26 protein-coding genes are annotated in these 26196 nt (G+C 61.7%); 12 read left to right on the plus strand and 14 right to left on the minus strand.

Going from position 1 to position 26196, the window contains the following annotated elements:
• Positions 1–209: 209 nt before the first annotated feature.
• Positions 210–629: a hypothetical protein gene (locus tag ABRP98_RS09165; RefSeq protein ID WP_023016789.1), complete on the minus strand. Its 420-nt coding sequence runs from the start codon at positions 627–629 to the stop codon at positions 210–212.
• Between the two features lie 64 nt (positions 630–693).
• Between ABRP98_RS09165 and imuA' the strand changes: the two genes are divergently transcribed.
• Positions 694–1356 (plus strand): DnaE2-dependent mutagenesis accessory factor ImuA', encoded by a 663-nt coding sequence (gene imuA', locus ABRP98_RS09170; protein WP_502878798.1) that lies wholly within the window; start codon positions 694–696, stop codon positions 1354–1356.
• A complete protein-coding gene (locus ABRP98_RS09175) occupies positions 1353–2885 on the plus strand; it encodes a DNA polymerase Y family protein (protein ID WP_349858844.1) in 1533 nt (510 codons plus the stop codon). Before imuA' ends, ABRP98_RS09175 begins: the two co-directional genes overlap by 4 nt.
• Here the strand turns inward: ABRP98_RS09175 and ABRP98_RS09180 are convergent.
• Positions 2882–3439 (minus strand): AMIN-like domain-containing (lipo)protein, encoded by a 558-nt coding sequence (locus ABRP98_RS09180; protein ID WP_349836562.1) that lies wholly within the window; start codon positions 3437–3439, stop codon positions 2882–2884. The two genes, ABRP98_RS09175 and ABRP98_RS09180, sit on opposite strands and share 4 nt — an antisense overlap.
• A gap of 110 nt (positions 3440–3549) precedes the next feature.
• Between ABRP98_RS09180 and ABRP98_RS09185 the strand changes: the two genes are divergently transcribed.
• Complete coding sequence (locus tag ABRP98_RS09185) at positions 3550–4422, plus strand: sucrase ferredoxin (protein WP_349858845.1); 873 nt, start codon at positions 3550–3552, stop codon at positions 4420–4422.
• Here ABRP98_RS09185 and ABRP98_RS09190 read toward each other — a convergent pair.
• The 3 genes from ABRP98_RS09190 to ABRP98_RS09200 form a co-directional block, all read right to left on the minus strand.
• Positions 4409–5089 carry a methionine ABC transporter permease gene (locus ABRP98_RS09190; RefSeq protein ID WP_005277229.1) on the minus strand — a complete coding sequence of 227 codons (681 nt, stop codon included), beginning with the start codon at positions 5087–5089 and terminating at the stop codon, positions 4409–4411. The two genes, ABRP98_RS09185 and ABRP98_RS09190, sit on opposite strands and share 14 nt — an antisense overlap.
• Positions 5086–6123, minus strand: coding sequence for a methionine ABC transporter ATP-binding protein (locus ABRP98_RS09195; protein ID WP_349858847.1), 1038 nt, complete (start codon positions 6121–6123; stop codon positions 5086–5088). Before ABRP98_RS09195 ends, ABRP98_RS09190 begins: the two co-directional genes overlap by 4 nt.
• Positions 6124–6195: 72 nt before the next feature.
• The gene (locus tag ABRP98_RS09200; protein ID WP_349858848.1) at positions 6196–7059 is read right to left on the minus strand and encodes a MetQ/NlpA family ABC transporter substrate-binding protein; all 864 of its coding nucleotides are present in this window, start codon (positions 7057–7059) and stop codon (positions 6196–6198) included.
• 136 nt (positions 7060–7195) lie between these two features.
• On the opposite strand from ABRP98_RS09200, the gene ABRP98_RS09205 reads away from it, so the two are divergent.
• Positions 7196–10315 (plus strand): error-prone DNA polymerase, encoded by a 3120-nt coding sequence (locus ABRP98_RS09205; protein WP_349858849.1) that lies wholly within the window; start codon positions 7196–7198, stop codon positions 10313–10315.
• A gap of 120 nt (positions 10316–10435) precedes the next feature.
• Here the strand turns inward: ABRP98_RS09205 and ABRP98_RS09210 are convergent, their stop codons facing one another.
• On the minus strand, positions 10436–10654 hold the full coding sequence (locus ABRP98_RS09210) for a helix-turn-helix domain-containing protein (protein ID WP_349858850.1): 219 nt from the start codon (positions 10652–10654) through the stop codon (positions 10436–10438).
• A complete protein-coding gene (locus tag ABRP98_RS09215; protein WP_349858851.1) occupies positions 10647–11195 on the minus strand; it encodes a hypothetical protein in 549 nt (182 codons plus the stop codon). Before ABRP98_RS09215 ends, ABRP98_RS09210 begins: the two co-directional genes overlap by 8 nt.
• Before the next feature lie 112 nt (positions 11196–11307).
• Here ABRP98_RS09215 and ABRP98_RS09220 point away from each other — a divergent pair, with 112 nt between their 5' ends.
• Both ABRP98_RS09220 and ABRP98_RS09225 read left to right on the plus strand, forming a co-directional pair.
• Complete coding sequence (locus tag ABRP98_RS09220; protein WP_349858852.1) at positions 11308–11769, plus strand: PH domain-containing protein; 462 nt, start codon at positions 11308–11310, stop codon at positions 11767–11769.
• Positions 11766–13064 (plus strand): PH domain-containing protein, encoded by a 1299-nt coding sequence (locus tag ABRP98_RS09225; protein ID WP_349858853.1) that lies wholly within the window; start codon positions 11766–11768, stop codon positions 13062–13064. Before ABRP98_RS09220 ends, ABRP98_RS09225 begins: the two co-directional genes overlap by 4 nt.
• Here ABRP98_RS09225 and ABRP98_RS09230 read toward each other — a convergent pair.
• Positions 13048–13518, minus strand: a complete 471-nt coding sequence (locus tag ABRP98_RS09230; RefSeq protein ID WP_349858854.1) for a tRNA (cytidine(34)-2'-O)-methyltransferase — start codon at positions 13516–13518, stop codon at positions 13048–13050. The genes ABRP98_RS09225 and ABRP98_RS09230 overlap by 17 nt on opposite strands.
• 23 nt (positions 13519–13541) lie before the next feature.
• Here ABRP98_RS09230 and ABRP98_RS09235 point away from each other — a divergent pair, with 23 nt between their 5' ends.
• The 3 genes from ABRP98_RS09235 (at position 13542) to ABRP98_RS09245 (ending at position 15785) form a co-directional block, all read left to right on the plus strand.
• On the plus strand, positions 13542–14390 hold the full coding sequence (locus tag ABRP98_RS09235; protein WP_349858855.1) for a bifunctional methylenetetrahydrofolate dehydrogenase/methenyltetrahydrofolate cyclohydrolase: 849 nt from the start codon (positions 13542–13544) through the stop codon (positions 14388–14390).
• On the plus strand, positions 14387–14701 hold the full coding sequence (locus ABRP98_RS09240) for a DUF3017 domain-containing protein (RefSeq protein ID WP_349858856.1): 315 nt from the start codon (positions 14387–14389) through the stop codon (positions 14699–14701). Before ABRP98_RS09235 ends, ABRP98_RS09240 begins: the two co-directional genes overlap by 4 nt.
• A 115-nt stretch (positions 14702–14816) precedes the next feature.
• Entirely contained in the window at positions 14817–15785 is a 969-nt protein-coding gene (locus ABRP98_RS09245; RefSeq protein WP_349858857.1) for an HNH endonuclease signature motif containing protein, read from the plus strand.
• A gap of 225 nt (positions 15786–16010) precedes the next feature.
• Here ABRP98_RS09245 and metX read toward each other — a convergent pair whose 3' ends face one another.
• The 4 genes from metX to ABRP98_RS09265 all read right to left on the minus strand — a co-directional run bounded on the left by metX (position 16011) and on the right by ABRP98_RS09265 (position 19321).
• The gene (gene metX / locus ABRP98_RS09250; RefSeq protein ID WP_349858859.1) at positions 16011–17117 is read right to left on the minus strand and encodes a homoserine O-acetyltransferase MetX; all 1107 of its coding nucleotides are present in this window, start codon (positions 17115–17117) and stop codon (positions 16011–16013) included.
• On the minus strand, positions 17114–18430 hold the full coding sequence (locus tag ABRP98_RS09255; protein WP_349858861.1) for an O-acetylhomoserine/O-acetylserine sulfhydrylase: 1317 nt from the start codon (positions 18428–18430) through the stop codon (positions 17114–17116). Before ABRP98_RS09255 ends, metX begins: the two co-directional genes overlap by 4 nt.
• An 82-nt stretch (positions 18431–18512) precedes the next feature.
• A complete protein-coding gene (locus ABRP98_RS09260) occupies positions 18513–19094 on the minus strand; it encodes an MBL fold metallo-hydrolase (protein WP_349858862.1) in 582 nt (193 codons plus the stop codon).
• 14 nt (positions 19095–19108) lie between these two features.
• Positions 19109–19321 carry a hypothetical protein gene (locus tag ABRP98_RS09265; protein ID WP_284895929.1) on the minus strand — a complete coding sequence of 71 codons (213 nt, stop codon included), beginning with the start codon at positions 19319–19321 and terminating at the stop codon, positions 19109–19111.
• Between the two features lie 221 nt (positions 19322–19542).
• On the opposite strand from ABRP98_RS09265, the gene ABRP98_RS09270 reads away from it, so the two are divergent.
• The 3 genes from ABRP98_RS09270 to ABRP98_RS09280 are packed head-to-tail and all read left to right on the plus strand — an operon-like array spanning position 19543 to position 23585.
• A complete protein-coding gene (locus tag ABRP98_RS09270) occupies positions 19543–22104 on the plus strand; it encodes a nitric-oxide reductase large subunit (protein ID WP_349858863.1) in 2562 nt (853 codons plus the stop codon).
• A complete protein-coding gene (locus ABRP98_RS09275; protein ID WP_349858865.1) occupies positions 22104–22748 on the plus strand; it encodes a hypothetical protein in 645 nt (214 codons plus the stop codon). The genes ABRP98_RS09270 and ABRP98_RS09275 overlap by 1 nt, the downstream gene beginning before the upstream one ends.
• Complete coding sequence (locus ABRP98_RS09280) at positions 22749–23585, plus strand: SPFH domain-containing protein (protein ID WP_023025338.1); 837 nt, start codon at positions 22749–22751, stop codon at positions 23583–23585.
• A 4-nt stretch (positions 23586–23589) separates the two neighbouring features.
• Here ABRP98_RS09280 and ABRP98_RS09285 read toward each other — a convergent pair whose 3' ends face one another.
• Both ABRP98_RS09285 and pdxR read right to left on the minus strand, forming a co-directional pair.
• The gene (locus tag ABRP98_RS09285; RefSeq protein ID WP_349858867.1) at positions 23590–23775 is read right to left on the minus strand and encodes a hypothetical protein; all 186 of its coding nucleotides are present in this window, start codon (positions 23773–23775) and stop codon (positions 23590–23592) included.
• Between the two features lie 1387 nt (positions 23776–25162).
• Positions 25163–26196 (minus strand): MocR-like pyridoxine biosynthesis transcription factor PdxR (gene pdxR, locus ABRP98_RS09290; protein ID WP_349858869.1); only part of this gene is annotated, 1034 nt, incomplete at its 5' end.

The following is a 26196-nucleotide window of genomic DNA, read 5'->3' on the forward strand; positions in this document are numbered from 1 at the left end:
GAAATCCGCTATCTTCTTGCGGAGAGTAATGGGAATTGCCATCCCCACATTGTCAAGAAGCCAGAGTCCAAAAAGTCACTAGACATCACAGTGTTAGCCCGCGCTCAATCGCTAGGGCAACCGCAAGGGCACAAACTGTGGATAACCCGGATCCGCAGCGCGAAAACCAGGGGAAATCCTGTGGATAAGTCCCCGCAGTGTCGCATGGATTAGACAAAGGCCAGCCGGCGCGTGCCATCCACGTGGGGGAAGGCGATAAAACTTATACCTGAGACCGCAACCCACACCAGCGCCGAGCCCCACGCGGGCAGGCCCAGGATGGGCGCGAGCATGATGAGAAGCCATAGAATCATCAGCGGTACTAGCTGCGCGATGGTGGGGATGAGATCGGCATCGTGCCGGTCAGCATAGGAGCGCATCTCGCGGCGGTAGGGGTGGGCAAAGACCAAGACGAATGCCGCCACGAGGCAGACCGCGGCCCCAGATAGGGTGGCGAAGAAATGGGTGCGGGTGGTCAGCAGCGCGACGGTGGCGCCGAGCAGGATGGAGGATCCGAGGCGCACCCACGGCGGGGTGGGGATGGGGGTTGGATTCTCGCGCATAGCACCGTAAGCCTCGTTCAGGTTCATGCGCTTAAGACTACCATTCGAACATACAGTTGCATGTGTCCGGTTGAAGGTTCATACTGTGTGGGTGAGTCAAACGAACGTTCGCCTAGAAAAAGCGGTGGCAGGGCTGGATGGGCCCGACCGTGTTGCGGTGCTGCGCGCCCGCATGCAGGCGATGGAGCAGGAGGATGAAGACGAGCTGGTAGACACCCTTCCCCAGCTGGCGCGGCTGCTTCCCGCAGATGGGCTTGCTCGGCGGAAGGTGGTCTCGTGCGCGGAGTGTCCCGCGCTCGTGGTGGAGCTTATCTGCCATCTTACGGCCCGCGGGGGCCATGTGGGGATAGTGGGGTGGCCGGATCTTTCTCTCGCACAAGTCGCCGAAATGGGGCAGCTCAACAACGTGGTCACCGTCCCCGATCCGGGCCTGGAGGCATGGGCGGTAACCAGCGTGCTGGCAGAGGGCATGGACCTTATTATCCACCACGGCCCGCCCGGCGAGCTGAGCCCGGCCAAGGCGCGGCCGGTGTGGGCGAAAATCCGCGGCGGACAGGCTGCGGTGCTGACCGTGGGTGCGCGGCTGCCGGGCACCGCAGTGCGCATTGGGGCGGAGGTGAGTACATATCGGGGCATCGGCAAGGGCAGCGGGCGCATCCGCGGCGTGGATATTGATCTTGCGGTGGACTCGAAAAAGGGCACTGCGCGCGGGAGCCTTACCATGGGCGAGCCCCGCAGGTTGGCGGCCGTATGAGGGCGGCTGCGGTGTGGTTTCCGGATTGGCCCATCCAGGCGGTTGGGCAGGCGGGGCCGGTGCTGATCGCGCGCAATCATGCGGTGCTGGTCTGCGATAGCGCGGCGCGCCGGGCGGGCATTCGGCGCGGGATGCGCCTGCGCCAGGCCCAAGCGATTTGTCCTGAGGTAAAGGTAGTGGAGGCGAACCCGGATAGGGATGGAGCAGCCTTCGCGGAGATTGCGGCGGGCTTGGACGCCGTGGCCTCGTCCGTGGAGGTGCTGCGGCCCGGCCTGGCCATCGTGGACGCGGGGGCGGCGCTGCGCTACCACGGGCCGGAGGCGCTGGAGATGCTTGCTGATGCCACCGCGCACGCCGGTTTTGATTCCACCCTCGGCGTGGCAGACGAGATTGCCACGGCCATCATCGCGGCCCGGCACCACGGGGTAGGCGCGGTGGTGCCGGAGGGTGAGTCGCGGGATTTCTTGGCTGCCCAGTCCGTGGGCGTTTTGGCCGCGGAGGCTGCGCTGGGGTTTTCTGCGGAGTTTGTGGCCCAGCTGCAGAAATTGGGCGTGTGCCGGCTGGGTGATGTGGCGGCGCTGCCGTTTAAGCAGGTGGTCACCCGGTTTGGGCAGCAGGGCAAACGCGCGCACGAGGTGGCGCACGCGCGGGCGGACCGGCGCGTGTCCCCGGAAATGGCGCGGCCTGACCTGTCCGTTAGCAGCGAGCAATCCATCGAACGCGTGGATGCGGCGGCGTTCGTGGCCCGGCAATTGGCCGCGCAGCTGCACGTGCGGTTGGCGGAGGCGGAAGTGGTGTGCGTGCGCCTGCGCGTGGTGGCGGAGCTGGCAACTGGCGAAACCGTGGCTCGGGTATGGCGCACTCATGAGGCGCTCACGGAGCAGGCGACCGCGGACCGGGTGCGCTGGCAGCTGGATGGGTGGCTTACGGCGGCGCGGTCGAGCGGCAAGGACGGTGCTGCGATCGTGCGGTTGGTGCTCGAGCCGGTGGAGGTGGCCAGGCCGCAGGCCGATGGCCTCTGGGGCGGGGATGCCTCACAGGAACAGGTCAAGCGGGTGATTTCGCGCGTGCAATCGCAGCTGGGCATAGACCGCGTCTTGCAGCCGCGGGCCGTCGGTGGCCGTGGGGTGGCCGAGCGTATCGAGTACGTTCCCTATGGGGAGCAGCGCGATGCCACGCCGCAGGGCAGCTGGCCAGGCAGGATCCCCGCGCCGCTTCCCGCCCGCCTAGGCGGCGGGCCGAACCACCCGGCCGCGCGCATTCGGCTTATCGATGTCGCCGCGCGGGACGTCATCGTCACCGCCGAGGCCCTCCTCTCCTCTGTGCCCGTGGCACTCGGGTGGGGCGCGCACCGCTACCGCGTTATCGGCTGGGCCGGGCCGTGGCCGGTGGATACGCAGTGGTGGACCGAACAGCCGCAGCACGCGGCGCGGCTACAAATTGTGGGCCAGGCTGAACGGGAGCAACGCCAGCGCGCCTGGCTCTTGGCGTGGACAGAGGGGCGCTGGCGCGTGGAAGCGACGTATTAGGAGCGAATATCTACCACGAGGCGCGTGGGATTTTCTAGTACCTGCACGGAATAAGGCTTGCGCTGGTTCATACCGATGACAAACTGGCTGCGCCCCTCATAGGTGCGGCCGTTGACCACTTGGGTAATAACGCCGCCGGCGGGGGCGTCGACGATGCCGATGCGCGGCTCGTCAATGCCGGCCTCAAACGGATAGACCACGCCATCGATATTGACATTGAGCGCGGTATCACCGGCATAGTTAATGGGTTGGCCGGAGCCTTGCTGTTTGGGGTTATCGGCATAATCCACGAACCAACCCGGGGATCCTTCGCCCTCAAGCTCGAAGACGGCGCGCTCGAAACCATCGTGCTGGCCCACGCGTACCTTGGTCACCACGAGCTCCGAGGGGGCTTCAGGGCGCAGGGTTTTCATGCTCATATCCGCCTCACCCAGCGGGTTGATGTGCGAGTTTCCCACAGAGGCCGCCATGGTGGTGTCATCCGCTGATTCGGTGCTGCAGCCGGTGAGAAAGGCTGCAGCGGCAAGCAGGAGTGAAAGGCGGGCTTTATACATGACCACTAGAGTATAATTTCCAGTAATTATTGCCTAGCGTTGGGGGTGGATCTTGACCGAATTGTTGCCAAAAATGTGAGCTGAGCTGCAGACAGGTTAGGCTAGGTTATATGACCGATTTCTGTTCAGATTACCAGGTGGAGCCGCTGCCAGGCACGGCCAAAAAAGAGTCCGTGTTTGTCCTCTTTGAGTGGCCCGGCGGCTGGTCGCGCGACGTGCTTGATGGCGATACTTTTGGCTCGGAGCTTACGGCCCAGCTGAAGAAAAAACTCAAGGGCCAGGCCGGGCTGCAATTGATTCGCCGCCCCGGCCGCGATGGCCGCCAAATCGGCACGATGCACCGGTGCTACCTGGTGTGGGCTGAGCAGGGCGTGACGGAATTGGTCCTTATGACCGGTCCGGAAAAGATCCTGGATCTGGATCTATCCGCGCCGGGCCGCAATGGGGGAGGAGCCCTCGATACTCCCCTGGTTTTGGTGTGTACCCATGCCAAGCGCGATAAGTGCTGCGCCGTGAAGGGCCGGCCGCTCGCCGCGGAGCTGGTGGAGGATTACCCGGATATGGTGTGGGAGACCTCGCACACGAAGGGGCACCGCTTCGCGCCCTCGGTCATGCTCATGCCGTGGGCCTATTCCTTTGGCCGGATGAATAAGGAAGCCGCCGCGCAGATGATTGCGGCGGCGGCGGAAGGGAAATATTTCTACCCGGTCAATCGCGGGCGCGGCATTTTCGGCCCGCGCGGCCAGGTGGCGGAGTTGGCGGTAGCGCGCGAGCTTATCGATGCCTCTGAGGACCTCTACTACGGCCAGCTCTACGCAGAAGACACACAGCAGGGCACCGTGGTCACGCATGCCGATGGCCGCCGGTGGAGCGTGGCCCTTGAGCAGCGCGCCGTGGAAGGAGTGGTTTCTTCCTGCGGCGACGCACCCAAGACCGGCAAGGCGCTTGTGGCCACGGATGTTGAGCTTATTAGCGGCGCATAACCTTGGAGGATAGCCAGTTGCCAAAGAACTGCGCGGCCTGCACCAGCACGATGATGATAAGCGTGGCCACGACGGTGACTTCCCACTCGAAGGCGCGGTAGCCGTAGACGATGGCAAAGTCACCCAGTCCGCCGCCGCCGACGTAGCCGGCCATGGCGGACATATCCACGATGGCGATAAACAGGAAGGTATAGCCCAGAATCAGCGGGCCGAGGGCCTCCGGGATAATCACGGAGGTAATGATCTTCCACGGTGAAGCACCCATGGCGCGGGCGGCCTCGATAACGCCTGGGTCGATGGCCACGAGGTTTTGTTCCACCACGCGCGCTACGGAGAACGTGGCGGCGATGACCATCACGAAGGTGGCCGGTTCGCGGCCGATGGATCCGCCCATCACGGCGACGGTGAGTGGCTGCGCGAACGCCAGCAAAATAATAAACGGGATGGGGCGAACGAAGTTCACCAGCAGGTTGACCACCAGGTAGACGGCCTTATTTTGCAGGATGCCGCCCGGGCGGGCGGTGTAGAGCAAGATGCCGAGCCCCAGGCCCAAAATGCCGGCGACGACGAGGGTGGTCGAGACCATGATGAGGGTGTCGACGATGGCATCGACAAGCGATCCGCCCAAGCGGTCCCAGTCGGCGGCGGCGAGATAGTTGACGTTCATCGTTCAATCTCCTCAATTTGAGTGGTGGCAGATAGGGCGCGGTAGAACTCTTCGATGGCGGCATCGTCACCGCTCAAGCGCACGGTGAGCTTGCCAAAGGAGTGCTGTTGCAAGGTGGTAATACCGCCGTGGACGACGGCGATGGATACGCCCGCATCCTTCAGCTTGGCGGCGGCGCCGAAGAAGCCGGATTCCTCGGTCAGGTTGATGGTAAACAGGCGGCCTTCATGAACGAGCAGGTCATCGGTTTCCACCACGTCGGGCTCATTGCGCAGCGAGGTAGCAACGAACTTGGCGGCCACGGCGGTCTGGGGATTGGAAAAGACCTGGTAGACGCTGCCTTGTTCTACGACGCGGCCATTTTCCATCACCGCAACCTTATCCGCGATGGAGCGCACGACCTCCATTTCGTGGGTGATGACCACGATGGTGATGCCGAGTTCCTTATTCACCCGGCGCAGCAGGTCGAGGACTTCCTGCGTGGTGGTGGGGTCGAGGGCGGACGTGGCTTCATCGGCAAGCAGCAGCGAAGGATTCGTGGCCAGGGCGCGCGCGATGCCCACGCGCTGCTTCTGGCCGCCGGAAAGCTGTTCCGGGTAGCTTTTCCCCTTATCTCCCAGGCCAACGAAATCCAGCAGCTCCTGCACGCGCTGTTGGCGCTCGCGCTTGCCGATGCCCTGCAACTGCAGCGGGTACTCAATATTGCCCGCCGCAGTGCGGGAGTTCATGAGGTTAAACTGCTGGAAGATCATGCCGATATTGCGGCGGATGCCGCGCAGCTTCTTTTCGGATATGCCGACGATATTCTGGCCATCGAGCAGCAGCTCGCCGGAGGTGGGCGTATCCAGGCCGTTGATCATGCGGACCAAGGTGGATTTACCGGCGCCGGAGTAGCCGATGATGCCGATGATCTCGCCGGAATCGACGGTCAAGGAGACATCGTCAAGAGCTTTGACCTCGGCCTTTTTCTGTTGGAAGACCTTGGTGATATTGCGGAACTCAATGCGAGTGCCGTTCTGGGTGGAATCTGCCACGGGTTGCGTCCTTAGTGAGGAAGTGCCAAACCCCGCCGGGGTGAAAACCGGCGGGGTAGAAGGCAAGGGTGATTAGTCCAAATCTGCTTCGAGCTTGTCCAGGATTTCCTGGAGTTCTTCTGGGGTGCGCTCGACCTCGACGGAGGTACCTGCGGAGTCCTCGTCGACGCCCTTTTGTACCGCATCGGAGTGCCACAGCTCGGCGAGCTTCTTGATGTCCTCGTTATCGGCGTCTTCCTCGCGAACGGCAAAGACGTTGATATAAGGCTCAGCCTCTTCGGAGTTCGGGTCATCCTGGAAGACGGCGGTGGCCGGGTCGATGCCGGCGCGCTCCAGGAAGGAGTTATTGATAATCGCCGGGGTGCCCTCGCCGTGCGCGGATGGGGTCTGGGCGGCATCGACCGGCACGACCTTTACCTTGGACTTCTTCTCATCGATATCCAACGGGGTCGGGGTAATAAGGCCGTCTTTCTTCAATGTGATAAGGCCAGCCTGGACCAGCACGTTGATGGCGCGGCCCTGGTTGGTGGAGTCATTCGGGATGGCAACTTCTTCACCCTCAATGCCGTCGAGGGAGTCGTGATCCTTCCAGAACAGCGCCAGCGGCACGATTTCGGTGGCGACGATGGGGACCAGGTTGGTGCCATTGCCGTGGTTGTACTCGGCCAGGAACTTCAGGTGCTGGAAGTTATTGGTGTCCAGCTCGCCCTGGTTTAGGGCCTGGTTCGGGGTGTTGTAATCCGAGAAAGACTTGATGTCGATGTCGTAGCCGGCGTCTTTGGCTTCTTGCTCAAAGGCAACCCAGGCCTGCTTTGCATCATCGGTGGTGCCAACGGTGATGGTCTTGTCATCATCTGCGTCGGAGGAGCAGGCCACAAGGCTGGTGGCGGCGACGGTAACGGCGGCGGTAGCGGCCGCTGCGCGACGAATCTGCATGAGGTCCCCTTACATGTAGGAGTTTAAATAAATTGACCGTTTAGCAATCTAGCAATAAGCGAACCGCTTTGTCTATTGAACGCGTCTCATTGTGACGGGTTGTATAGAACATTAATTCGACATTACCCTGTGAAGGGTGAAATTTAATGGTGGAAAGGCGCTGCCGTGGTCGCGTTTAGAAAGGATACTGTCCGGCAAGGACGCTGCCGCGCCCGTCGCCGTGCATCACCTCGGCGGCGGCGATGAGCCTGTCCAGCGCGGGTATTCTGCCGTGCCCTTTGCGGAGCTGCACGCGGTAAGCTCCTATAGCTTTCTCGACGGCGCCGCCGAGCCGGAAGAGCTGGTCGCCCGCGCCCTAGAGCTTGGCCTCGAGGGGCTGGCGGTTGTGGATCGGGATGGCTTCTACGGCCTGATGAAATTCGCGGAAGCCGCAGCTAGGGCCGGACTTTCGGCCATATACGGCGCGGAGCTTTCCCTTGCGGAGGCCCCGGTGACCGTGCTGGCGCGCACCCCGGAAGGTTATCGCCGCCTCTCGCGCCTTATCGCCCGCGCGCGGATGGATGCCGGTGAGAAGGGTAGCGTTGCCTACCCGCCCCTAGACGCCGTGGCGCGCGAGCTAGAAGAGGAGTGCTTTTTCCTGCTGGGGTGGGAGGCTATACAAAAAATCGATCACGTTCTCGAAAGAATAAAAATAGACAGCATAGTTCTCGAATATGCGTGCACAATGTCTCCCGAAGATGCGGATCACCACCGTTTCCTGGATAAGTACAATAATCTCCGCGCCATCGCAACCGCTCGACCTGCGGCAGCGACGCGCGACCAGGTACGGCTCGCCGCTGCCAAACGCGCCCTGGCGCACCGCCAATCCTTAGAGGAAGCCGCACCGGATGCCCACCCGATGGGCGCAGGCTGGATGCGCTCCGGCGAACAGATGGCCCAGTTGCTTCCAGGCCGGCCCGAGCTTATCGCCGAAACCGTCCGCCTTGCCCGCGAGTGCTCCTTTACCTGGGGTGCCCTCGCGCCCAACCTGCCGGACTTTGTCGTGCCAGAGGGGCATACCGAGATGAGCTGGCTCGAACACGAGGTCTGGCGGCGCGGTAAAAAGCGCTATGCCTCGCGCCCGCCCGAAATACAGGCCAAGGCGAAAAAGCAGATGCGGCACGAGCTGGGCATCATCAAGCAGCTGGGCTTTCCGGGCTACTTCCTCATCGTCTGTGACCTGGTGGATTTTTGCCGCCAGGAAAATATCCTGTGCCAGGGGCGCGGGTCCGCGGCCAATTCCGCAGTCTGCTTCGCGCTGGGCATTACCAACGCCGAGCCCATTTCCGCGCAGCTGCTCTTCGAGCGCTTCCTGTCACCGGAACGCGATGGCCCGCCCGATATCGACATCGACATCGAATCCGGCCGGCGAGAGGAGGTTATCCAATACGTCTATCGGACCCACGGCCGCGACCGCGCCGCACAGGTGGCCAACGTTATTACCTACCGCCGCAAGGGTGCTACCCGCGACGCCGCCCGCGCGCTGGGCTACCCGCAGGGCTCTGTCGATGCGTGGTCGAAGGGCATAGCCGAGCCGCCTGCCGATGTCTCCTTACTCGCCGAGCAATTCCTCGACCAGCCGCGCCACCTCGGCATCCACTCCGGCGGCATGGTCTTATGCGACCGGCCGATTGCGGATGTGGTGCCGATGGAATGGGCCCGCATGGAAGGTCGCTCCGTGCTGCAGTGGGATAAGGACGATTGCGCCGCCGCCGGGCTGGTGAAATTCGACCTGCTTGGCCTCGGCATGCTGGAGGCGCTGCACCACATGATCGATGCCGTGCGCGCCACCACCGGCCGCGAGGTGCGCCTGTGGGAGCTCGACCTAGCCGAGCCCGCGGTCTATGACATGCTCTGCCGCGCCGATGCCGTCGGCGTCTTCCAGGTGGAGTCCCGCGCGCAGCTGGCCACGCTGCCGCGGCTAAAACCGCGCTGCTTCTTCGACCTCGTGGTGGAGGTCGCGCTCATCCGCCCCGGCCCTATCCAGGGCGGCTCCGTGCACCCCTACCTGCGCCGGCGAGATGGTCTCGAGCCCGTAACCTATGACCACCCAGTGCTGGAGAAATCGCTAGGGAAGACGCTGGGCATTCCGCTTTTTCAAGAGCAGTTGATGCAGATTGCGGTCGATGCCGCAGGTTTTACTGGCGCGGAGGCCGATGACTTGCGCCGGGCCATGGGCTCGAAGCGCTCGCCCGCCAAGATGGCCGCGCTGCGCAGCCGCTTTTTCGAGGGCCTGCGCGCCACCAACGGCATCGAGGGTGAGGTCGCGGAGAAGCTCTGGGCCAAGATCACCGCCTTTGCCGCCTACGGTTTCCCGGAATCGCACTCGCAGTCCTTCGCCTCGCTGGTGTATTTTTCCGCGTGGTTCAAGCACCACTACCCGGCGGAGTTCTGCGTGGGCTTGCTGCGCGCGCAGCCCATGGGCTTTTATTCGCCGCAGTCGCTCATTCAGGATGCCCGGCGCCACGGCGTGCGCGTGCTGCCGGTGAGCATCAATGATTCCGGCGCGCAGGCCAGGGCGCTGCCCACCGGCGAGATCCGGTTGGGCCTCAACCTCATCAAGGGGCTGGGGGACAAGGCCGCCGAGCGCGTGGAGGCCACAGCGCCTTTTAGCACCGTCTCCGATCTGTCGCGCCGGGCGGATCTTAGCGTGGAGCAGGTGGAGGCGCTGGCCACGGCGGGGGCGCTGGAGTGCTTGGGGTTGGAGCGCCGCCAAGCGCTTTGGCAGGCTGGCGTCGCCGCCACCGAGCGCGAGGGCATGCTGCCCGGCACCTCCGCGCTCGCCTCACCGCACCTGCCCGGCATGTCGGTGTTCGAGCTGATGGCTACCGATGTCGCCGCTACCGGCGTCACCCACGATAAGCAGCCTATGGAGCTAGTCAGGGCCGCGCTTGGCGATGTCCTGCCTTCCTCCCGCCTTCCCCACGTCCCCGATGGCACCCGCGTGCGCATCGCCGGCATTATTACGCACCGCCAGCGCCCGCGCACCGCCTCCGGCCTGACCTTTTTGGGAGTGGAGGATGAAACCGGACTGATGAACGTGATGGTCTCGCCCGGGCTGTGGTCTCGCCAGAAGGTGCTCGCCCGTACCGCCCGCGCGCTTATCATCCGCGGCATCGTGCAAAACGCCACCGGCGCGGTAAGCGTGGTCGCGGATAAGCTCGAGCCGCTGGACTTTGGTGATTTCCTCTCGCGCGGCTCCCGGGATTTCCGCTAGTTGCCTCCGCTGCGCGCGATATGTCCCCGCTCGGCGCGCAGTACAAATGGGCGAAGAGGGCTTTTTCTTTGGGGGACATAAACCACAGCATTGTATAAATCCCAACAACTTGGCGTGGTTTTACTCCACGGCGAAGATATCTCCCGGCTGGCACTCCAATGCCGTGCACAGTGCCGCTAGGGTGCTAAAGCGTACGGCCTTGGCGCGATTATTCTTTAGAACGGAGAGGTTAACTGGGGTGATGCCTACCTCCTTGGCCAGCGCCGCACCGGTGATGCCGCGCTCTTCCATTATCCGGTCGAGGTGGCAGATTACCTGGGGATCCTGTGCCTCAGACAAGACCGTCGACCTCCTCTTCCAGCCTGCAGCCGCGTTTGATGGCGGCCGAGAAGAGTTGCAGGACGCAGGCAAAGAGGTAGGGCAAGGCTAGCTCGCCAAGCGACGTTCCACCCTGGTTGGCCCACCAGTCGATTCCAAGCTGTGAGGAAGCCCAGTTATTGCCCATGCCTTCGAGTGGGAAGCGTCCGATAAACCAGACGAAAATCCCAAAGGTCATTCCATTAAGGAAGCGGATATTTTTCGTATTGAAAACCTGCCCACGAAGCATTGGTTTCACCAAGCGGTAGGCAAAGAACGCGATTATCAAGATTCCTGCAATCTTGACGACGAGCCCCGCAGTGAGCATCCAGAATGGCCCGCCGTCGAGGTTGTGCTTGCTTAGGCCTTCCGGGACGGCCGCACTCAGCGCGGTGGAAAAGCGTCCGGTGGCAAGGTCGCGCAGGTAGGTAGGGCCGAGGATGATGATGGTGAGGAGGGCGAGACCGGCTGCCGCATTAATTTCGCGGCGCTCAGCCTTGGGGGTGGGGTGTGGGGTGGTCATGGCAATCCTTTCCGTTGATTCCTTATCGACTTTCGATATTGTCGTAATTCGATAATATCGACCAACGATAAGTCGCACAAGGGGGTGAGCTTCATTGCTACTGTCAATGATTATGAGCGAAGAAATGAACCCCGTTTCGCCGCGCTTGGTGAAGGTGCGCTACATCCGCCACCTGGGCTGGACGAGCATCTTCGCCGCGGCGGCCGCAGCGGCCGGGTGCTGGTGGACCCCGTGGTTTTACTGGGCGGCGGGTCTCTTCGTTATCCTCTTTTTCTGGCTGCTTTGGCTCATCCCGGCCCAAGTGCGCCGGATGGGCTGGTGCGAAACCGACGATGAGCTGCTCATTACCCGCGGCAAGCTCTGGCATACTTTTACCGTCGTGCCCTACGGTCGCATCCAGTTCGTCGATGTGACCACCGGCCCCCTCGAGCGCGCCTTCGGGCTCAAGGAGCTGCAGCTGCACACCGCCTCCGCAACGACGGACGCCACCATTAAGGGCTTGGAAGCCCCGCTTGCCGATGCCCTCCGCACCCGCCTCGCCGACCACGCCCGCGAACGGATGAGCGGCCTATGAGCGCTCAACCGAGCTACCAACGCGTCCACCGCTTGACCCCGCTGCTGCGCCTGTGGTCGGTCATCTTGGCCGTCATCGCGGCCTTTGCCTTGAACGTCAATATGGAAGCGCTGCGCAGCATCTTTGCCTTTGTCACTGGTGACAACCGCACGCAGGCCCTGCGCGATATCGGCCTGGCGCTGGCTGGTTTCGCCGGCGTGTGCTTTGTGGTGTGGCTAGTCTCCGGCCTGTGGTGGCGGCGCATGAGCTACCACTTAGGCGAGGAGGAACTCTCCCTGCGCCAGGGCCTTTTTTCTACGCAGCTGCGCACCGCGCGCTATGACCGTACGCAAGCAGTCGACGTCGTCGAGCCCGTTATTGCCCGCCTCTTCCGACTCGCGGCCGTGCGCGTGGAAACCGCCGGCGGGCAATCCTCAGCCATCGAGATCGCATACCTGAAAAAGGCCGAGTCCGAATCTCTGCGCGCTGAAATCCTCTCCCGCGTCCACGGCGAGTCGCGGGAACAGCAGGCAGAGGAAGAAAACGACACCCTCGTTCCCGAAATCCCCATCGCGCGTTCCCTGGCCGCGGCAGCCTTGCACGTATCCACGATTGTCCTCCTTGTGGCCATCGTCTTCCTCGTGGTCACGCCGTTGTCCCTAACCATCACGCTGCCCATCCTTGTGGCCACCGTCCCGCGCGCCTGGAACGTGATTGACTCCTCGTGGCGCTATACCGCCAGCCTTGATGATGGCGTGCTCAATATCACCTACGGCCTTGCCGATCGCCGCCGCCAAAACATCCGCCTCGAGCGCATTCACGCCGTCCAGGTCACCCAGCCGTTTCTGTGGCGGCCCTTCGACTGGTACGAAACGCGCGTGTCGGTCGCCGGCTACGGTGGCATGGCCAGCGGCGAGGGATCGGGGTCGACGAGGATCGTGCCCGTCGGCAAGCGCGAGCAAGCCCGGCAATTCCTGCCCGCCGATGCCGCCCCGACCTACGCCTCGCCCGTGCGCGCCAAATGGGTCTCGCCCATCGATTACCGGCAGCAAACCGTCGCGCTGGCCGGCGACTATGTCATCGTGCGCGCCGGCCGCTTCAACCGCCGCGTCCAAGCCATCGAGCTGCGCCACATCCAGGAACTCACCCTGCGCCGCGGCCCGATATCCCAGCTGCTCGGCCTAGCCACGGTGGAGCTCGACCTCGTGCAGGGGCCCGTGTCCATGGCGGCGCGCAACCTCGCGCTTGCCGATGCCCACGCGCTGCTCAACCGCCTGCGCTCCCGCGACCTGCCAGAACTTACACCGCTCCCTTAAAACCAAGCTGGCGCCACGCCTCAAAGACCGCGGTAGACGCGGAGTTGGAGAGGTTCATCGAGCGCCTGGCCGGGACCATCGGAATGCGCACCTGCTCGGTGATGCGCGGATGGTTGACATGCTCATCTGGCAGGCCGGTCGGCTCCGTGCCGAAGAGCAGCACGTCGCCGTCCTGGTACTCCACCTCCGTAAACCACTTATCCGTATGCGTGGTAAAAGCGAAAACGCGCGCGCCGGGCAGTGCCTCCATGCACGCGTCGAAATCCTTGTGGATCTGCACATCTGCCAGGTCGTGATAATCCAGCCCGGCGCGCTTTAAGTGCTTATCGTCAAAATTAAACCCCAGCGGCTCAATCAGGTGCAGGCTCGCGCCCGTCACCGCCGCGGTGCGAATGGCATTGCCGGTATTGGTCGGGATGACGGGATTATCAAAGACGATGTGCAGCTGGCTCATGCCTTCAGTCTAGGATGGGGGCTATGAGCGCTACCAAACTAGATGGCACCTTGTACCGTGACGAGATTTTTGCGGACCTCGCTGAGCGCGTGGCCGCCCTGAAGGACAAGGGGATAACCCCTGGCCTGGCCACCGTTCTGGTGGGTGAGGACCCAGGCTCCCAGTCCTATGTAAAGATGAAGCACCGCGATTGCGAAAAGCTGGGCATCAACTCCATTCGCAAGGACCTGCCGGCGGATATTTCGCAGGAGGAACTCGAGGCGGTCATCGATGAGCTCAATGCCGATGACGCCTGCACCGGCTACATCGTCCAGCTCCCGCTGCCCAAGCACTTGGATGAAAACGCCATCCTCGAGCGCATCGATCCGGAAAAGGACGCCGATGGTCTCCACCCGGTCAACCTGGGCAAGCTCGTTCTCAATGAGGAAGCCCCGCTGCCGTGCACCCCGAATGGCTGCCTGCACCTGCTGCGCCGCTTCGGCGTGGAGCTGGGCGGCGCCAAGACCGTCGTCATCGGCCGCGGCGTGACCGTCGGCCGCCCCATTGGCCTGATGTTGACCCGCCGCAGTGAGAACTCCACCGTTACCCTCTGCCACACCGGCACGAAGGATCTTGCCGCCGAAACCCGCAATGCCGATATCGTCATCGCCGCCGCCGGCCAACCGCACATGCTTACCGCGGACATGATTAAGGAAGGCGCCGCGCTTCTCGATGTCGGCGTATCCCGCGTCGACGGCAAGCTCACCGGCGATATCGCCCCCGATTGCTGGGATAAGGCTGGGTTCGTCTCGCCCAACCCAGGCGGCGTCGGACCGCTCACGCGGGCCTTCTTGGTGCGCAACATCGTTGAGCGCGCGGAAAAGCTGGCGTGAATTTAGACAATCCCCACGACGCGCACCTGAAACCGTCCCCGCTGCCCGCTTCCGTGCAGTGGGTGGCCATCGGGCTCTTCATCGCCGGGGTGGCCTTGTCCGGCGGCTATGCCATCTTCGAGTATTGGCGCCGAGCTACCTTCTTGCTCGGGCTCGCGCTGCTGTGGCTGACGGTGGTGCGCCTGACGTGCGATTCGCGCCGCGTCGGCGTGCTGGCGGTGCGCTCGCGCCGCTTTGATGCCACATTTACCGGGGTCATCGGTGCGCTGATAGCCTTTCTTGCCTACTCCGTGGACGCGCTGGGCAGCTAGTTATCCACAGGTGATTGTTTCAGTATCACCAATCTGCGGCGTGTCGCGCGGCTATCCACAGCCGCCGCGCACTTGGCCTCGCGCCCTCAGCTACCCGCGGTTTAGGCTCGGGGCCATGATTTCGGATTACCTCGCAGCGATAAACTCCCCGATGGCGCTCATCGGGGAGTGCGCTGGGCTATCCGAAGCCGAACTGGTAGACCGCGGCTTTAGTGATAAAGAAGCCGTGGAATTCGCGCGCTTGGCGGATACGTATTTTGGCAAGACATCGTTTAGCGCCAAGCAGCGCGCCGCCCGCACTACCGCGCTCCCGCTCGATGCGCTGAAAATCATTGAGGTGCACGCGCAGAAGCTAAAGACCCAGCGCGCGGCGTGGGCCCTGCGCGAGGAGCTGTGCCGGCTCAACGTTTCTACCAGCGAGATAGAAAAGCGCGCCCGCCGCCGTGTCAAGGAGGAGCGCACACAGAAGCGCGCGGAGGGCGTGCGTCTTACCCGCCGCACCGATGACCTGTGGACGCTGACCATCACCGCGGAATCGGACCTAGTGGCTGAGATTAATAATCACGTCTCCACCGTGGACGATGCGCGTAGGGTATTTGCAGAGGGCGCGGCCACCTCCACCATCACTACCAACGTGGTCCTCACGCTAGATGACATGGTGAAGGTTACCCACGGCGAGGACGACGTCACCCTGCAGCTGACTAATGGTGCCACCATCACCGGTGCGCAGCTAGCGGAGCGCGCGCTTGCCGATGCCGGCCTCATCACCCTCATCCACCCCGTTACCGGCCCCGTGAACCTGTACCACACGCGCCGGCTGGCCACCTGGAAGCAGCGGCAGATGGCGATGGCCGAAAATCCGGTGTGCCCTTGGCCTGATTGCCATATCCCTGCCGATGAATGCCAGGTTCACCACCTGCAACCGTGGCTGCTCGGCGGCGAGACCAACTCCGAGAACCTGACCATCGCCTGCAAGTACCACAACTCCGTTAACGACGATGACCCAAATGCCCCGCCCCGTCGTGGGCGCCTAGAGCGCCGCCCGCACGAAGGCATCGTGTGGCGCCCGCCCTGGGCCCAATAAAGAACATCGCCGAAGCCAGCGCAGTTAAACCTGCGCCGCTTCGGCGATCCTTCTGTATGCCTTCTGCAAGGAGTCCGGGCTAGCCACTTACCGTGCCCCCGTTCCGGACCCCGCCACTGTCTGCCTCGCGCCGCGTCCCGTTCGTGCGTCGAGCCACCAGTGACCGTAAACCGCTGGCGTAGGCGATGCGGAATTGCGCACGCGCCGGGGTGGAGGCGGGGTTGGCTAGATGGCGTAGTCGATTGTGCTGTCCGCGTCCAGCGGGTGCGGTTGGGACAGGGTGAGGAAGTTGCGCAGGATGCGGTCCATCTGGCGCGACTCCGTGAGGAACGCATCGTGGCCGACGGGAGAGACTACCTTCGCCATGGCCAGCAGGTTGCCCAGGTTGCGCGAGAGGTGTTCCTGCTGGTGATACGGATAAAGGATGTCCGTATCGACGCCCACGACCATGGTCGGTACCTGCGAAGAACCCAGCGCGCGGTTCAGGCCGCCGCGGCCACGGCCGATGTCGTGGCGGTTGAGGGCCTCGGTAAGCGTGACATAGGAGCCGGCATCGAAGTGATCCGCCAGCTTTGAGCCCTGATAATCAAGGTAGGAATTCACGGCGAAGCGCTGGTCGTGGCGGCGATAGGGCCCGAGGGGCTCTTCGCCGGTTTGGGCTTGAACACCAAAGCGTTCATCGATTTCCTGCTCGCCGCGATACGTCAGGTGTGCGATGCGTCGCGCTGCCGCGAGGCCCTCGCGAGGGCGCTGGGAGGAGGAATAATAGTCTCCGCCGTGCCAGAAGGGATCGCGCTCGATCGCGGAAATCTGCGCCGACTGGATGCCGATCTGCCATGCGGAGGCGCGCGCGGAGACGGCGATAACGCACGCAGCATCGACCGCCTCCGGGTACATCAGCGTCCATTCCAAGGCGCGTGCACCACCCATAGAACCGCCGATAATCGCATGTACGCGCGTTATTCCGAGTTCTTCCAGTGCCTTTTTCTCCGCGGCCACCAAATCGCGAATGGATAGCGCCGGAAAACGCGATCCCCAACTGCGGCCATCCGGATGCGGGGAGGAGGGGCCGGTGGAGCCATTGCAGCCACCGAGTGCGTTCATGGCGATAACGCACCACTTCGTCGTATCCAGCGCCTTGCCTGGGCCAATGAGATCGCACCACCACTCGGCCACATCGGCGTTGCCGGTCAGCGCGTGTTCCACCAAGATGACGTTATTTCCGCCGTGCGGATCGCCGAGGAAATGGCCGAAGCGGTGGTAGGCGATGTGGGCATCGGAAAGCGTGGCGCCTGCTTCGGTGCGAAAATCGCCGATACTTATACAACTCATGCCAGTGCGTTAAATCCCAATTCGAGGTCAGCAATGATGTCGTCGATATCTTCAATGCCCACAGACAAACGGATGGTGGACTGCGCAATGCCCGCCGCGGCAAGGGCAGCATCATCGGACTGCGAGTGCGTGGTGGTCGCCGGGTGAACGGCGAGCGAGCGGGTATCGCCGATATTGGCGAGGTTGGAGTGGAGTTTCAGGGCATCGATAAACGCCCATGCTTCCTCGCGCCCGCCGTCAATATCGAAGGACAGCACGGAGCCGGTGTAGGAATAGCCCAGCTTCTCCTTAATCTTCTTATACGGCGAGGAATCCAGACCGGCGTAGTTGACCTTCGTCACCTTGGCGTGGCCTTCCAAGTACTCGGCCACGGCTTGGGCGTTGGCATTGTGCTTGTCGATGCGCAGCCCTACCGTCTCAATGCCATTAAGCGTCAGCCATGCATTGAACGGGGAAATGGCGGCGCCGGTATCGCGCAACAGGCCGGCGCGGGCCTTGAGCGCGAAGGCGGGGGCGCCGAGGTCGGCGTATTTTAGGCCGTGGTAGGCCTCGTCCGGGGTGACGAAGTAGGGGAATACCGGCTCGCCGTCGCGCTCGACGGTCCAGTCGAAAGAGCCGCCGTCAATAATCGCGCCGCCCACCGCGGAACCATTGCCGGTGTAGAACTTCGTGGTCGAAACCACGACGATGTCCGCGCCCAAGTCGAGCGGGCGGGCCAGCGCTGCGGTGGCGATGGTGTTATCCACGATGAGCGGGACCTGGTTAGTGTGCGCGACCTCGGCGATGGCGGGGATATCGAGGACATCGGCTACCGGGTTGCCAAAGGTCTCGCCGTAAAACGCCTTGGTATTAGGCTGTACGGCGTCCTGCCAGGACTGGGGATCGTCCGGGTTTTCCACGAGGGTGACGTCGATGCCAAGGCGCTTGAGCGTGACGGTAAAGAGGGTGGAGGTGCCGCCGTAGAGGCGCGGGGAGGAAACGATGTGATCGCCTGCCGAGGCGAGGTTGAAAATGGCCGCGGTCTCTGCGGCCTGGCCCGAGGCAAAGGCCACGGCGGCCACGCCGCCTTCAAGGGAGGCGAGGCGCTCTTCTAGCGCATCCTGCGTTGGGTTGGTCAGGCGGGTGTAGATGGGGCCTGCATCGGAGAGGTTAAAGCGGTTGGCCGCGTGCTCGGCGTCATTAAAGACATACGAAGTCGTTTGGTAAATCGGCACGTTGCGGGAATTGTGCGCGCCGTCGAGGTTTTGGCCTGCATGAACGGAGCGGGTGGCGAAGGACCAGTCTGCGTTGGAGTTATCGTATTTCGTCGTCATGCCACGCAAGACTAGACTAAGCGGTATGTAACGTACAGCACCCTGCCGCGAAACCGCAGGGTAGTCAGAGAATAAAAATAGACTAAGCGGTAAATTTCTCGCCAGGGTTTAGCCGCCTATAGCCCTGCACACCGGCCCTGGTGAGCATGGTGTCGAAGGTGGTGCGGCCGGCATCGGAAAGCACGGCGTCATGGATGGGGACCGTGACCGCGGCGCCCACGCGCTGGGCATAATCGGCGGCCTCCGCGGCCTTCACCCACGGCCCGGCAATGGGCAGGAGCAGCACGTTCGCGGGGTGATCGATGTACTGATCGCCCGGGTGGAGCAGGCCACCCAAGTAGTAGCCCACATTGACTGGGCGCGGAATATTTGGGTGGATCGGCGCGTGTTGGCCGCCGAGTACCTCGATGTCGAGGCCGGCGACGGTGATGGTCTCGCCCGGTGAGACCGCAGTACCGTGCCCCAGTTGTTCGCAGGCTTCGGCAGGTGCCCAGAGTGGGGCATCGGGAAGCCGGTCCGGGTCTAGGTGATCTGCATGCGCATGGGTAATGAGCACCGCATCGGCGTCGGGAAAGGCGGGCGTCATGGTTCCGGGATCGATGAGGATACGCCCGCCCGGCGCTGCAACTGCGACGCAGGCGTGGCCAAGCAAGCTAAATTCCATGCGCCCCAGCCTATCTACTGCGGGTCTTTTTCGTCCTTGCGGCGAAATAGGTACCAGATGCCGAGGATCGCGCCGAAGAGCAGGATTGCCGAGGCGATAAAGACCATGGCGACCACCATTGTGCGGTGTGGATCGTTTAAGAAAATCATGCAGACGATGGCGGCGAGGAAAATCGCGGCGAAGAACGTAATGAGCCAATTGCGCTTGGTGTGCTCTGCGAATGTCATGCATTAATTGTTACGGAAAAACCGGGGGTAAACAAGCTGGGTGGGGATTCTGGGGGCGGAACCCGGCTATATGGTGCACCGATTTTCCCAATAATGCTCGCGTGCGGGCTGGCCGATGTGGGCGAATGGGGGTAGGGGCCTTCCGTTCGACTATTTAACACCGCTTTGTCCGTTCATAATGATGTATGTCGAACTCTCTACAACTGTGAAAAGGACACTTTATGGCCACCACGACTGGGGTTGAGGACCGGAAGAAACCGGTCCTCAAGGTGAGCAACGTGTGGGTGCAAGGCATTGCCCTCGTCATGATCTTTGGCTTTTTGGTCATGGGATTTTTGGCGTACCGCACCTATGACGCATCCATGCCGTTGCCGGAAAAGATTGTCTCCGAATCCACGGGCGAAACGGTCTTAACCAAGGAAGAGATCACTAACGGCCAGGCGCTGTACCAGGCCCGCGGCCTGCAGCAATACGGCTCCGTGCTGGGCCACGGCGCCTACCTGGGCCCGGACTATACGGCGGAGTACCTGCGCCGCGCTCTCGATCACGCCCGCGAGGAAAACGACGCGAATGGTATGCCCGATTTCGTTGATTCTTCCGCCACTCCCGAAGAGGCCGTGGTAGAAGAATTCCGCACCAACCGCTATGACGAAGAAACGGGCGTGCTGGAGTGGACCGATAACCAGATTTCGGCCTTCGAAGCCAATAAGGAGTACTACGCCCACTATTTTGGCCCCGACTCCCATAACAATGGCTTGCCGTCGGACTTTATTACCGATGAACAAGACATCAATAACCTCGTAGGTTTCTTCGGTTGGACCGCGTGGGCTTCGGCGGCAGAGCGTCCGGGCCACGACTATTCCTATACCAATAACTGGCCAGCGGAATCGCGCGTGGATAACGGTCCGACCGCGGATCTCGTGGTGTGGTCGGTGCTCTCGCTCATAGCGCTCATCGGCGGTACCGGCCTGATCTTTGCGATTTACGGCCGGTGGTCCAAGTCCATTGGTTGGCATTCGGAAGAAGCACCGAACCTGGACTTTAAGCAGCCGGGCGAGGTCGGGCTGACCAAGTCGCAGAAGGTGGTGGCTTGGTTCGTCCTGGTCATTGCGTTGCTGTTCTTAATCCAGGCGCTGCTGGGCGCGGCCAGCCAGCACTACCGAACGGAGCTCACCGGTTTCTTCGGCATTCCGCTGCAAGAGATCTTGCCGTATAACGTCTCGCGCACCTGGCACCTGCAGCTATCGCTGCTGTGGACCGCCGGTGGCCTGTTGGCGGCGGGTATCTTCCTCGCCTCCTTCGTGGGCAAGAAAGAGCCGAAGAAGCAGCACTGGCTCGTCTGGTTCCTCCTGGGAGCCATCGCCGTAGTGGTCTTCGGGTCGATGGCCTTTGAATGGCTCTCCACCATGGGCTATATCGAAGAGGGAACGCTGTTTTCTCAGCAGTGGGAATACCTCGATCTCCCGCGCTTCTTCCAAGTCCTGCTCACCATTGGCATGTTCGTGTGGATCGGCATCATCTACCGCCAACTGCGCGGGCGCTTAAAAAATGAGCACAAGTCTAATATGCCGTGGTTGTTCTTCTTCGCGGGCCTCGCCATCCCGGCGTTTTACGCGGTGGGCAACCTGGCTGGCTCGGAAACCCACATTTCCGTCGCAGAGTTCTGGCGATTCTGGGTGGTCCACCTGTGGGTAGAAGACTTCCTTGAGCTATTTACCACCGTCATGGTGGCCTACGTCTTCGTCTTGCTCGGCGTGGTCCGAGAAAAGATTGCACTGGGAATCATCTTCTTGGACGTTATCTTGTACTCCACCGGTGGCGTGTTGGGTACGATGCACCACCTGTACTTCTCGGGCACCCCAGTCGAGCATATGGCTTTGGGCGCGTTCTTCTCGGCCGCCGAGGTGGTCCCGCTGACGCTGTTGACGGTGGAGGCGTGGACGTTCATGCAGCTGGGTTCCCGCCAGCGCGCTTCTGGGGAGCGACCCTTCCCGCACCGTTGGGCCGTGATGTTCCTCGTTGCCGTTGGTTTCTGGAACTTCTTGGGCGCAGGCATCTTTGGCTTCCTAGTCAACCTGCCTATCGTGTCCTACTACGAAATCGGTACGGCGCTGACGGCCAACCACGCCCACGGCGCAATGATGGGTGTGTATGGCTTCCTGGCTGTAGGCCTGTCGGTCTTTGCGCTGCGCTATCTCATCCCCAAGGACAAATGGTCCGATAAGGCCATGGGCTGGGCTTTCTGGCTACAAAACATTGGCCTGTTGTGGATGGTGGTCATTTCGCTCCTGCCGCTGGGCATCATGCAGCTCTACGAATCCGTCGGATCGGGCTACGTGGAAGCGCGGTCGCTGGGCTACATAACCCAACCTGGAAACTTCGTTATGGAGTGGCTGCGCCTGCCTGGCGATGTCATGTTCCTCATCGGCATCCTGCCCTTCCTCTGGATGGCGCTGCGCGGGGTGCTCTACAACAAGGACATCCCCACGGTGGACGAGCACCCGACTAACCCGCTCTTTAGCATCATTACCCCAGACGAGGACGACCACGCGGGCGAGGTCCCCGTGGGATCCTCGGTGGGATTGGTCTCAGGAGGCAAGGGGCGCGTCGACAAGCGCAGCTCCACGGGCCGACGCTACGGGTACGTTGATGAGCGCGGTGCCTTCGTAGAGGAGGAAGATCCCGATGCCGAGCGCGGCGATTCCGCCACCGCGCCGCGCCAGGAATTTGAATCGCGCACCAAGTGGGGCGGGACGTACCGTTCGGATAAGAAGGACGACTAATGCCGGGTTCATTTACCGTGCTGTCCGCCTGCTACGGGCTATTCCTGCTCGCAGTGGCGTGGGTATTCGACCTGCTGGCGCAGCAAACCGCCAACCGCACCATGGCCAACCAGGCCGGCACCTTCCGGTACTTGGAAGACCACGATGCTTGGCGATGCCCCGAAGACCACTGGCTCTGGCCCTCCAGCTTCGACCCCGAAAACCGCGTCATGCGCTACCGCGCGACCCCGACCGTGTGCAATACCTGCCCGGTCAAGCAACAGTGCACGGTCTCGCACCACGGCCGAGAGGTCACGCGCCAATTGGACCCGTGGCCGCACTCGGACTCGGGGCGCTTCCACCGCGGCATCGCACTGGCGGTAGCGGCAATGGGCTACCTGCTGCCTTTGGCCTCGCTGATTAGCCATCATTCACCTTCGGAAGTGGCGTTGACGCTCGCCACGGTGCTCATCATTACCGGATTCGGTGTGTATCCGCTGGCCCGCCACCTGTGGAATACGCCCTCGAACGCGCCGCAGCTGGTGGTGCCGGAGATGGATAACCGCGAGGCGGAGTTGGCGGCGCAGGTCGATCGCTATGGTTCGAAGTACGGAAAATTCACGCGCTACCGCTCGGTGCGTCAAGAACTGGAAGGGGAAATCTAAGTGTCCGCTCCCGTATTCTGGCCGATCGTCATCGGCATCATCCTCGCTCTCATCGGGGTGTTTTTGTCCTACTCGCTCAAGGTGATTAAGCAGTATGAGCGGGGCGTGACCTTCCGCTTTGGCCACCTGCGACCGATGCTGGAGCCGGGGCTGCATTTCTTGCTGCCGGGCATCGATAAGCTGGAGCGCGTGGATTTGCGCGTGGTCACGCTGACGATTCCGCCGCAAGAAATCATCACCAAGGACAACGTGTCCGTGCGCGTGAATGCGGTGGTCATGTTCGAGGTCACCGATTCGAGCAAGGCGGTCCTCGAGGTAGAAAACTACGCCGTGGCCACCTCGCAGATTGCGCAGACCACCCTGCGTTCGCTTTTGGGTCGGGCGAGCCTCGATGACCTGCTGGCCCACCGCGAGGAGCTTAACGAGGACCTAGCGGCGATCATCAACGGCCAAACCGAACGGTGGGGAGTGTTGACCCGCATCGTGGAGATTAAGGACGTGGAAATCCCAGAGATGATGCAGCGCGCCCTAGCGCGCGAGGCGGAGGCGGAGCGCGAGCGCCGCGCCAAGGTCATTTCGGCCCACGGTGAGCTGCAGTCTTCCCGCGAGCTGCGCGAGGCAGCCGAGGAGCTGGGCAAAGCCCCGGCGGCGCTGCAGCTGCGCTACCTACAAACGGTCCTGGAACTCGGCGCGGACCAAAATTCCACCATCGTCTTCCCGCTGCCCATAGACATCATGGGCGGGTTCATGGAAAACCTGGGCACCTTTAATAAGGGCTTCAAGGAATTCAGCGAAAACTTTTCGCACGCGGTGAATACGGAAAAGCCTGCGGACTAACCATTTAAGAATGCGGCCCCTGCCCAGCGGAGGGGCCGTTTTTCTGTGCCTCTCGAAGTTGCGCGATGGCCTGCGAATTGTGCTGGATGTCTTTGGTATTGCGCGAGACTTGCACGGTTAAATAAATGATCCCGATAATGCAGGCTTGCGGGATGAGTATGAGCAGTAGTTCGAACGGGCCAAAACTCATTGCTACGCCTTTCTGTGTGCGAGGGTATTTAAATTCAGAAACTAGCACTCGTATAGCGCAGTAACTCCTAGAAGTCCGGTGTCTGTCTTCAGTGTGATGCCCCAGAGCGCCATTATTCAGGTAATTCCTGAGTGTAGCCTTTGGAATGGTGCAAACCAGTTGACTAGAGATGCCATCCTGCTGGTTGATAATGGGGTGTAGCGTACCTAAAACTATCAACGAACGTCGGTTCATAGACGGCAGTGTGGGGATGGATTGGTGAAGACTCGGCTGTTTGATGTTAAAACGGCAGGCACGGCTTTGAAAAACTAGACTGTACAGGACTGCCTAACGTCGAAGGGGTCAACCTTGGAGTTGTTCAACAATATGCCAAGTGCTGTCGTAAGATCACCGCTATTCCATAATAGAATCGCGGCGAACAATATCAGCATATTTTTAGCAGTCACCGGGTTATTAGTTGGAGCGGATAACGAGCGGTGCGGAAAGGCACGAGGCTTGTCGGCATGAAAGTAGTCTGTATCGGTAGTCTGGGAATCTAGGTTCGGAGAAATAGTTCCATTGCCGTGGACTGAGTGTCTTTGTTGTAGTAATTTTGGGGACCCCTGTTAAAGCAAACTGCTGCTTTGGCAGGGGTCCTAACAAGGCTTACTGCTTTGCAGACTTGTCGTTGTTGATAGACGACTGCATTTTAATGGTTGTTATTTCGTAGGATAGTTTTAACAATCCAATACACTATTCCGGCCAGTGCGAGAATAACAAGAATATACAGAATGATAAGGATAATTTCCCATAAAGTCATTGTTCCCTCCTCTATTTAATATCGATGCAAGCGAAGTTTCCCCAACTGCCGCCAACCTTGGCGCGGCCACAGAACTTGGCGCGATCGACGTTTGCATTGATGGGAAATTTGTGGTGCACTCGACCTGGCTTGCAGTAGCCTTTGGTTGTTTGAGACTTACCCTCTCCATTTTGGCGGTAGATGATTTGAAATTCATCTGCGCACGCATTTCCCAAGTCTGTGCCTACCATGTAGGAAACGCTTGCCCATTCCACGTGAGTACCTTGTCCCTTTACGTAGATTGAGTTGGACGCTGCAGTTCCGCCTGGTGCCCAGGTGAGGCCTTGTGCACTATACGTAGTGAAATGGGGTGTTTCAGGGGCGGGGCCTGGGCTTCTTGTTCCCAACTTGAGGAAATTTCAGCAGCTCCAGCTACCGGGGCGGTGACTGTGGCTACAGCCGTGGCGGCAACTAACAATTGAGAAGCTACTCTCATGGCAATCTCCTTGAATTGAAATGAATGAACGCGTACCGTTCATTGAATATTTTATGAAAAAATAAACATAAAATCTTTCTTTTGTTGAATTGTGTCCGGATGTTAACTAACAGTTAACTTTTGTGATTGAGCTTTTCAATAGTTTGTAAGGCGTCTTCCAGCTTGTCATCGCTTAGGTGGCCAAAGCCTAAAACCACGCCGTCTTCGGCGTCCACGCCGCCCCAGTATTCGCGCAGCGGGGTCAGCTTGATGCCGCGGGCGGCGGCCCGCGGGACGATGGCCGGGTCGCACAGCAAAACCGCATGTAGACCGCCATTGATGGGCAGTAGGCGCGCGCCGGGGAGAGAGTCCAGGGCATCGGCCACGAGGTCGCGGCGGCGCTTGTAGGTCCGGCGCATGCGTCCGGTGTGGCGCCGCAGCGCCCCGCTGGCCAGGTAATGGGCGAGCGCGGCCTGCGGGATGGTACCGACCGGCTGGCCAAAGATATCGCGCTGCTTGTCGATGCCCCCGCGCAGCCCATCCGGGACCACCACATAGCCGCAGGCGATGGACGGCGAAATCACGGTGGAAAAAGTACCAAGCAGCACGGTGCGCTCTGGGGCGAGCGCGGCGAGTGCCGGCAGCGGCTGCCCTACGTAGCGCAATTCGGAATCGAAGTCATCCTCGATGAGTAAGGCCTCGTTGTCGCGGGCCCAAGCAACGAGTTCAGCGCGGCGTTCGGCCGGCAGCGAGGCGCCGTACGGATACTGGTGGCTGGGAGTGACGATGAGCGCGTCGAGGTCGGTGGCTGGAACGGTAACGCCGTCGGCATCGGTGGGCACGTTCATCAATTGATGGCCAAGCGCCTGCGGGATGCGCCGCAGGCTGGGATAACCGGGCGATTCGACGCCGACGCGCAGCGCGGTACCGAGCGTACGCAGCACTAAAGCGAGGCCATCGCGGGCCCCGGCGGTAACGACGATGCGGCGCGGATCTACCCGCAGCCCGCGCATGTAGCGCAGGTGGTTGGCGATGTGGTGGGGGAGTGGAGGGGCATCGGAAAGCGGCTGGGCGGCGGCATCGCGCCAGGCTGCGCGCCATTCGGGGGTGATGATGCCGGCGGTATCGGGCAGGCCGGGGGTCAGTTCCAAGAGGTCGGGTGTGGGAG

This window comes from Corynebacterium sp. KPL2838, assembly GCF_040225455.1.
Lineage (GTDB): Bacteria > Actinomycetota > Actinomycetes > Mycobacteriales > Mycobacteriaceae > Corynebacterium > Corynebacterium rhinophilum.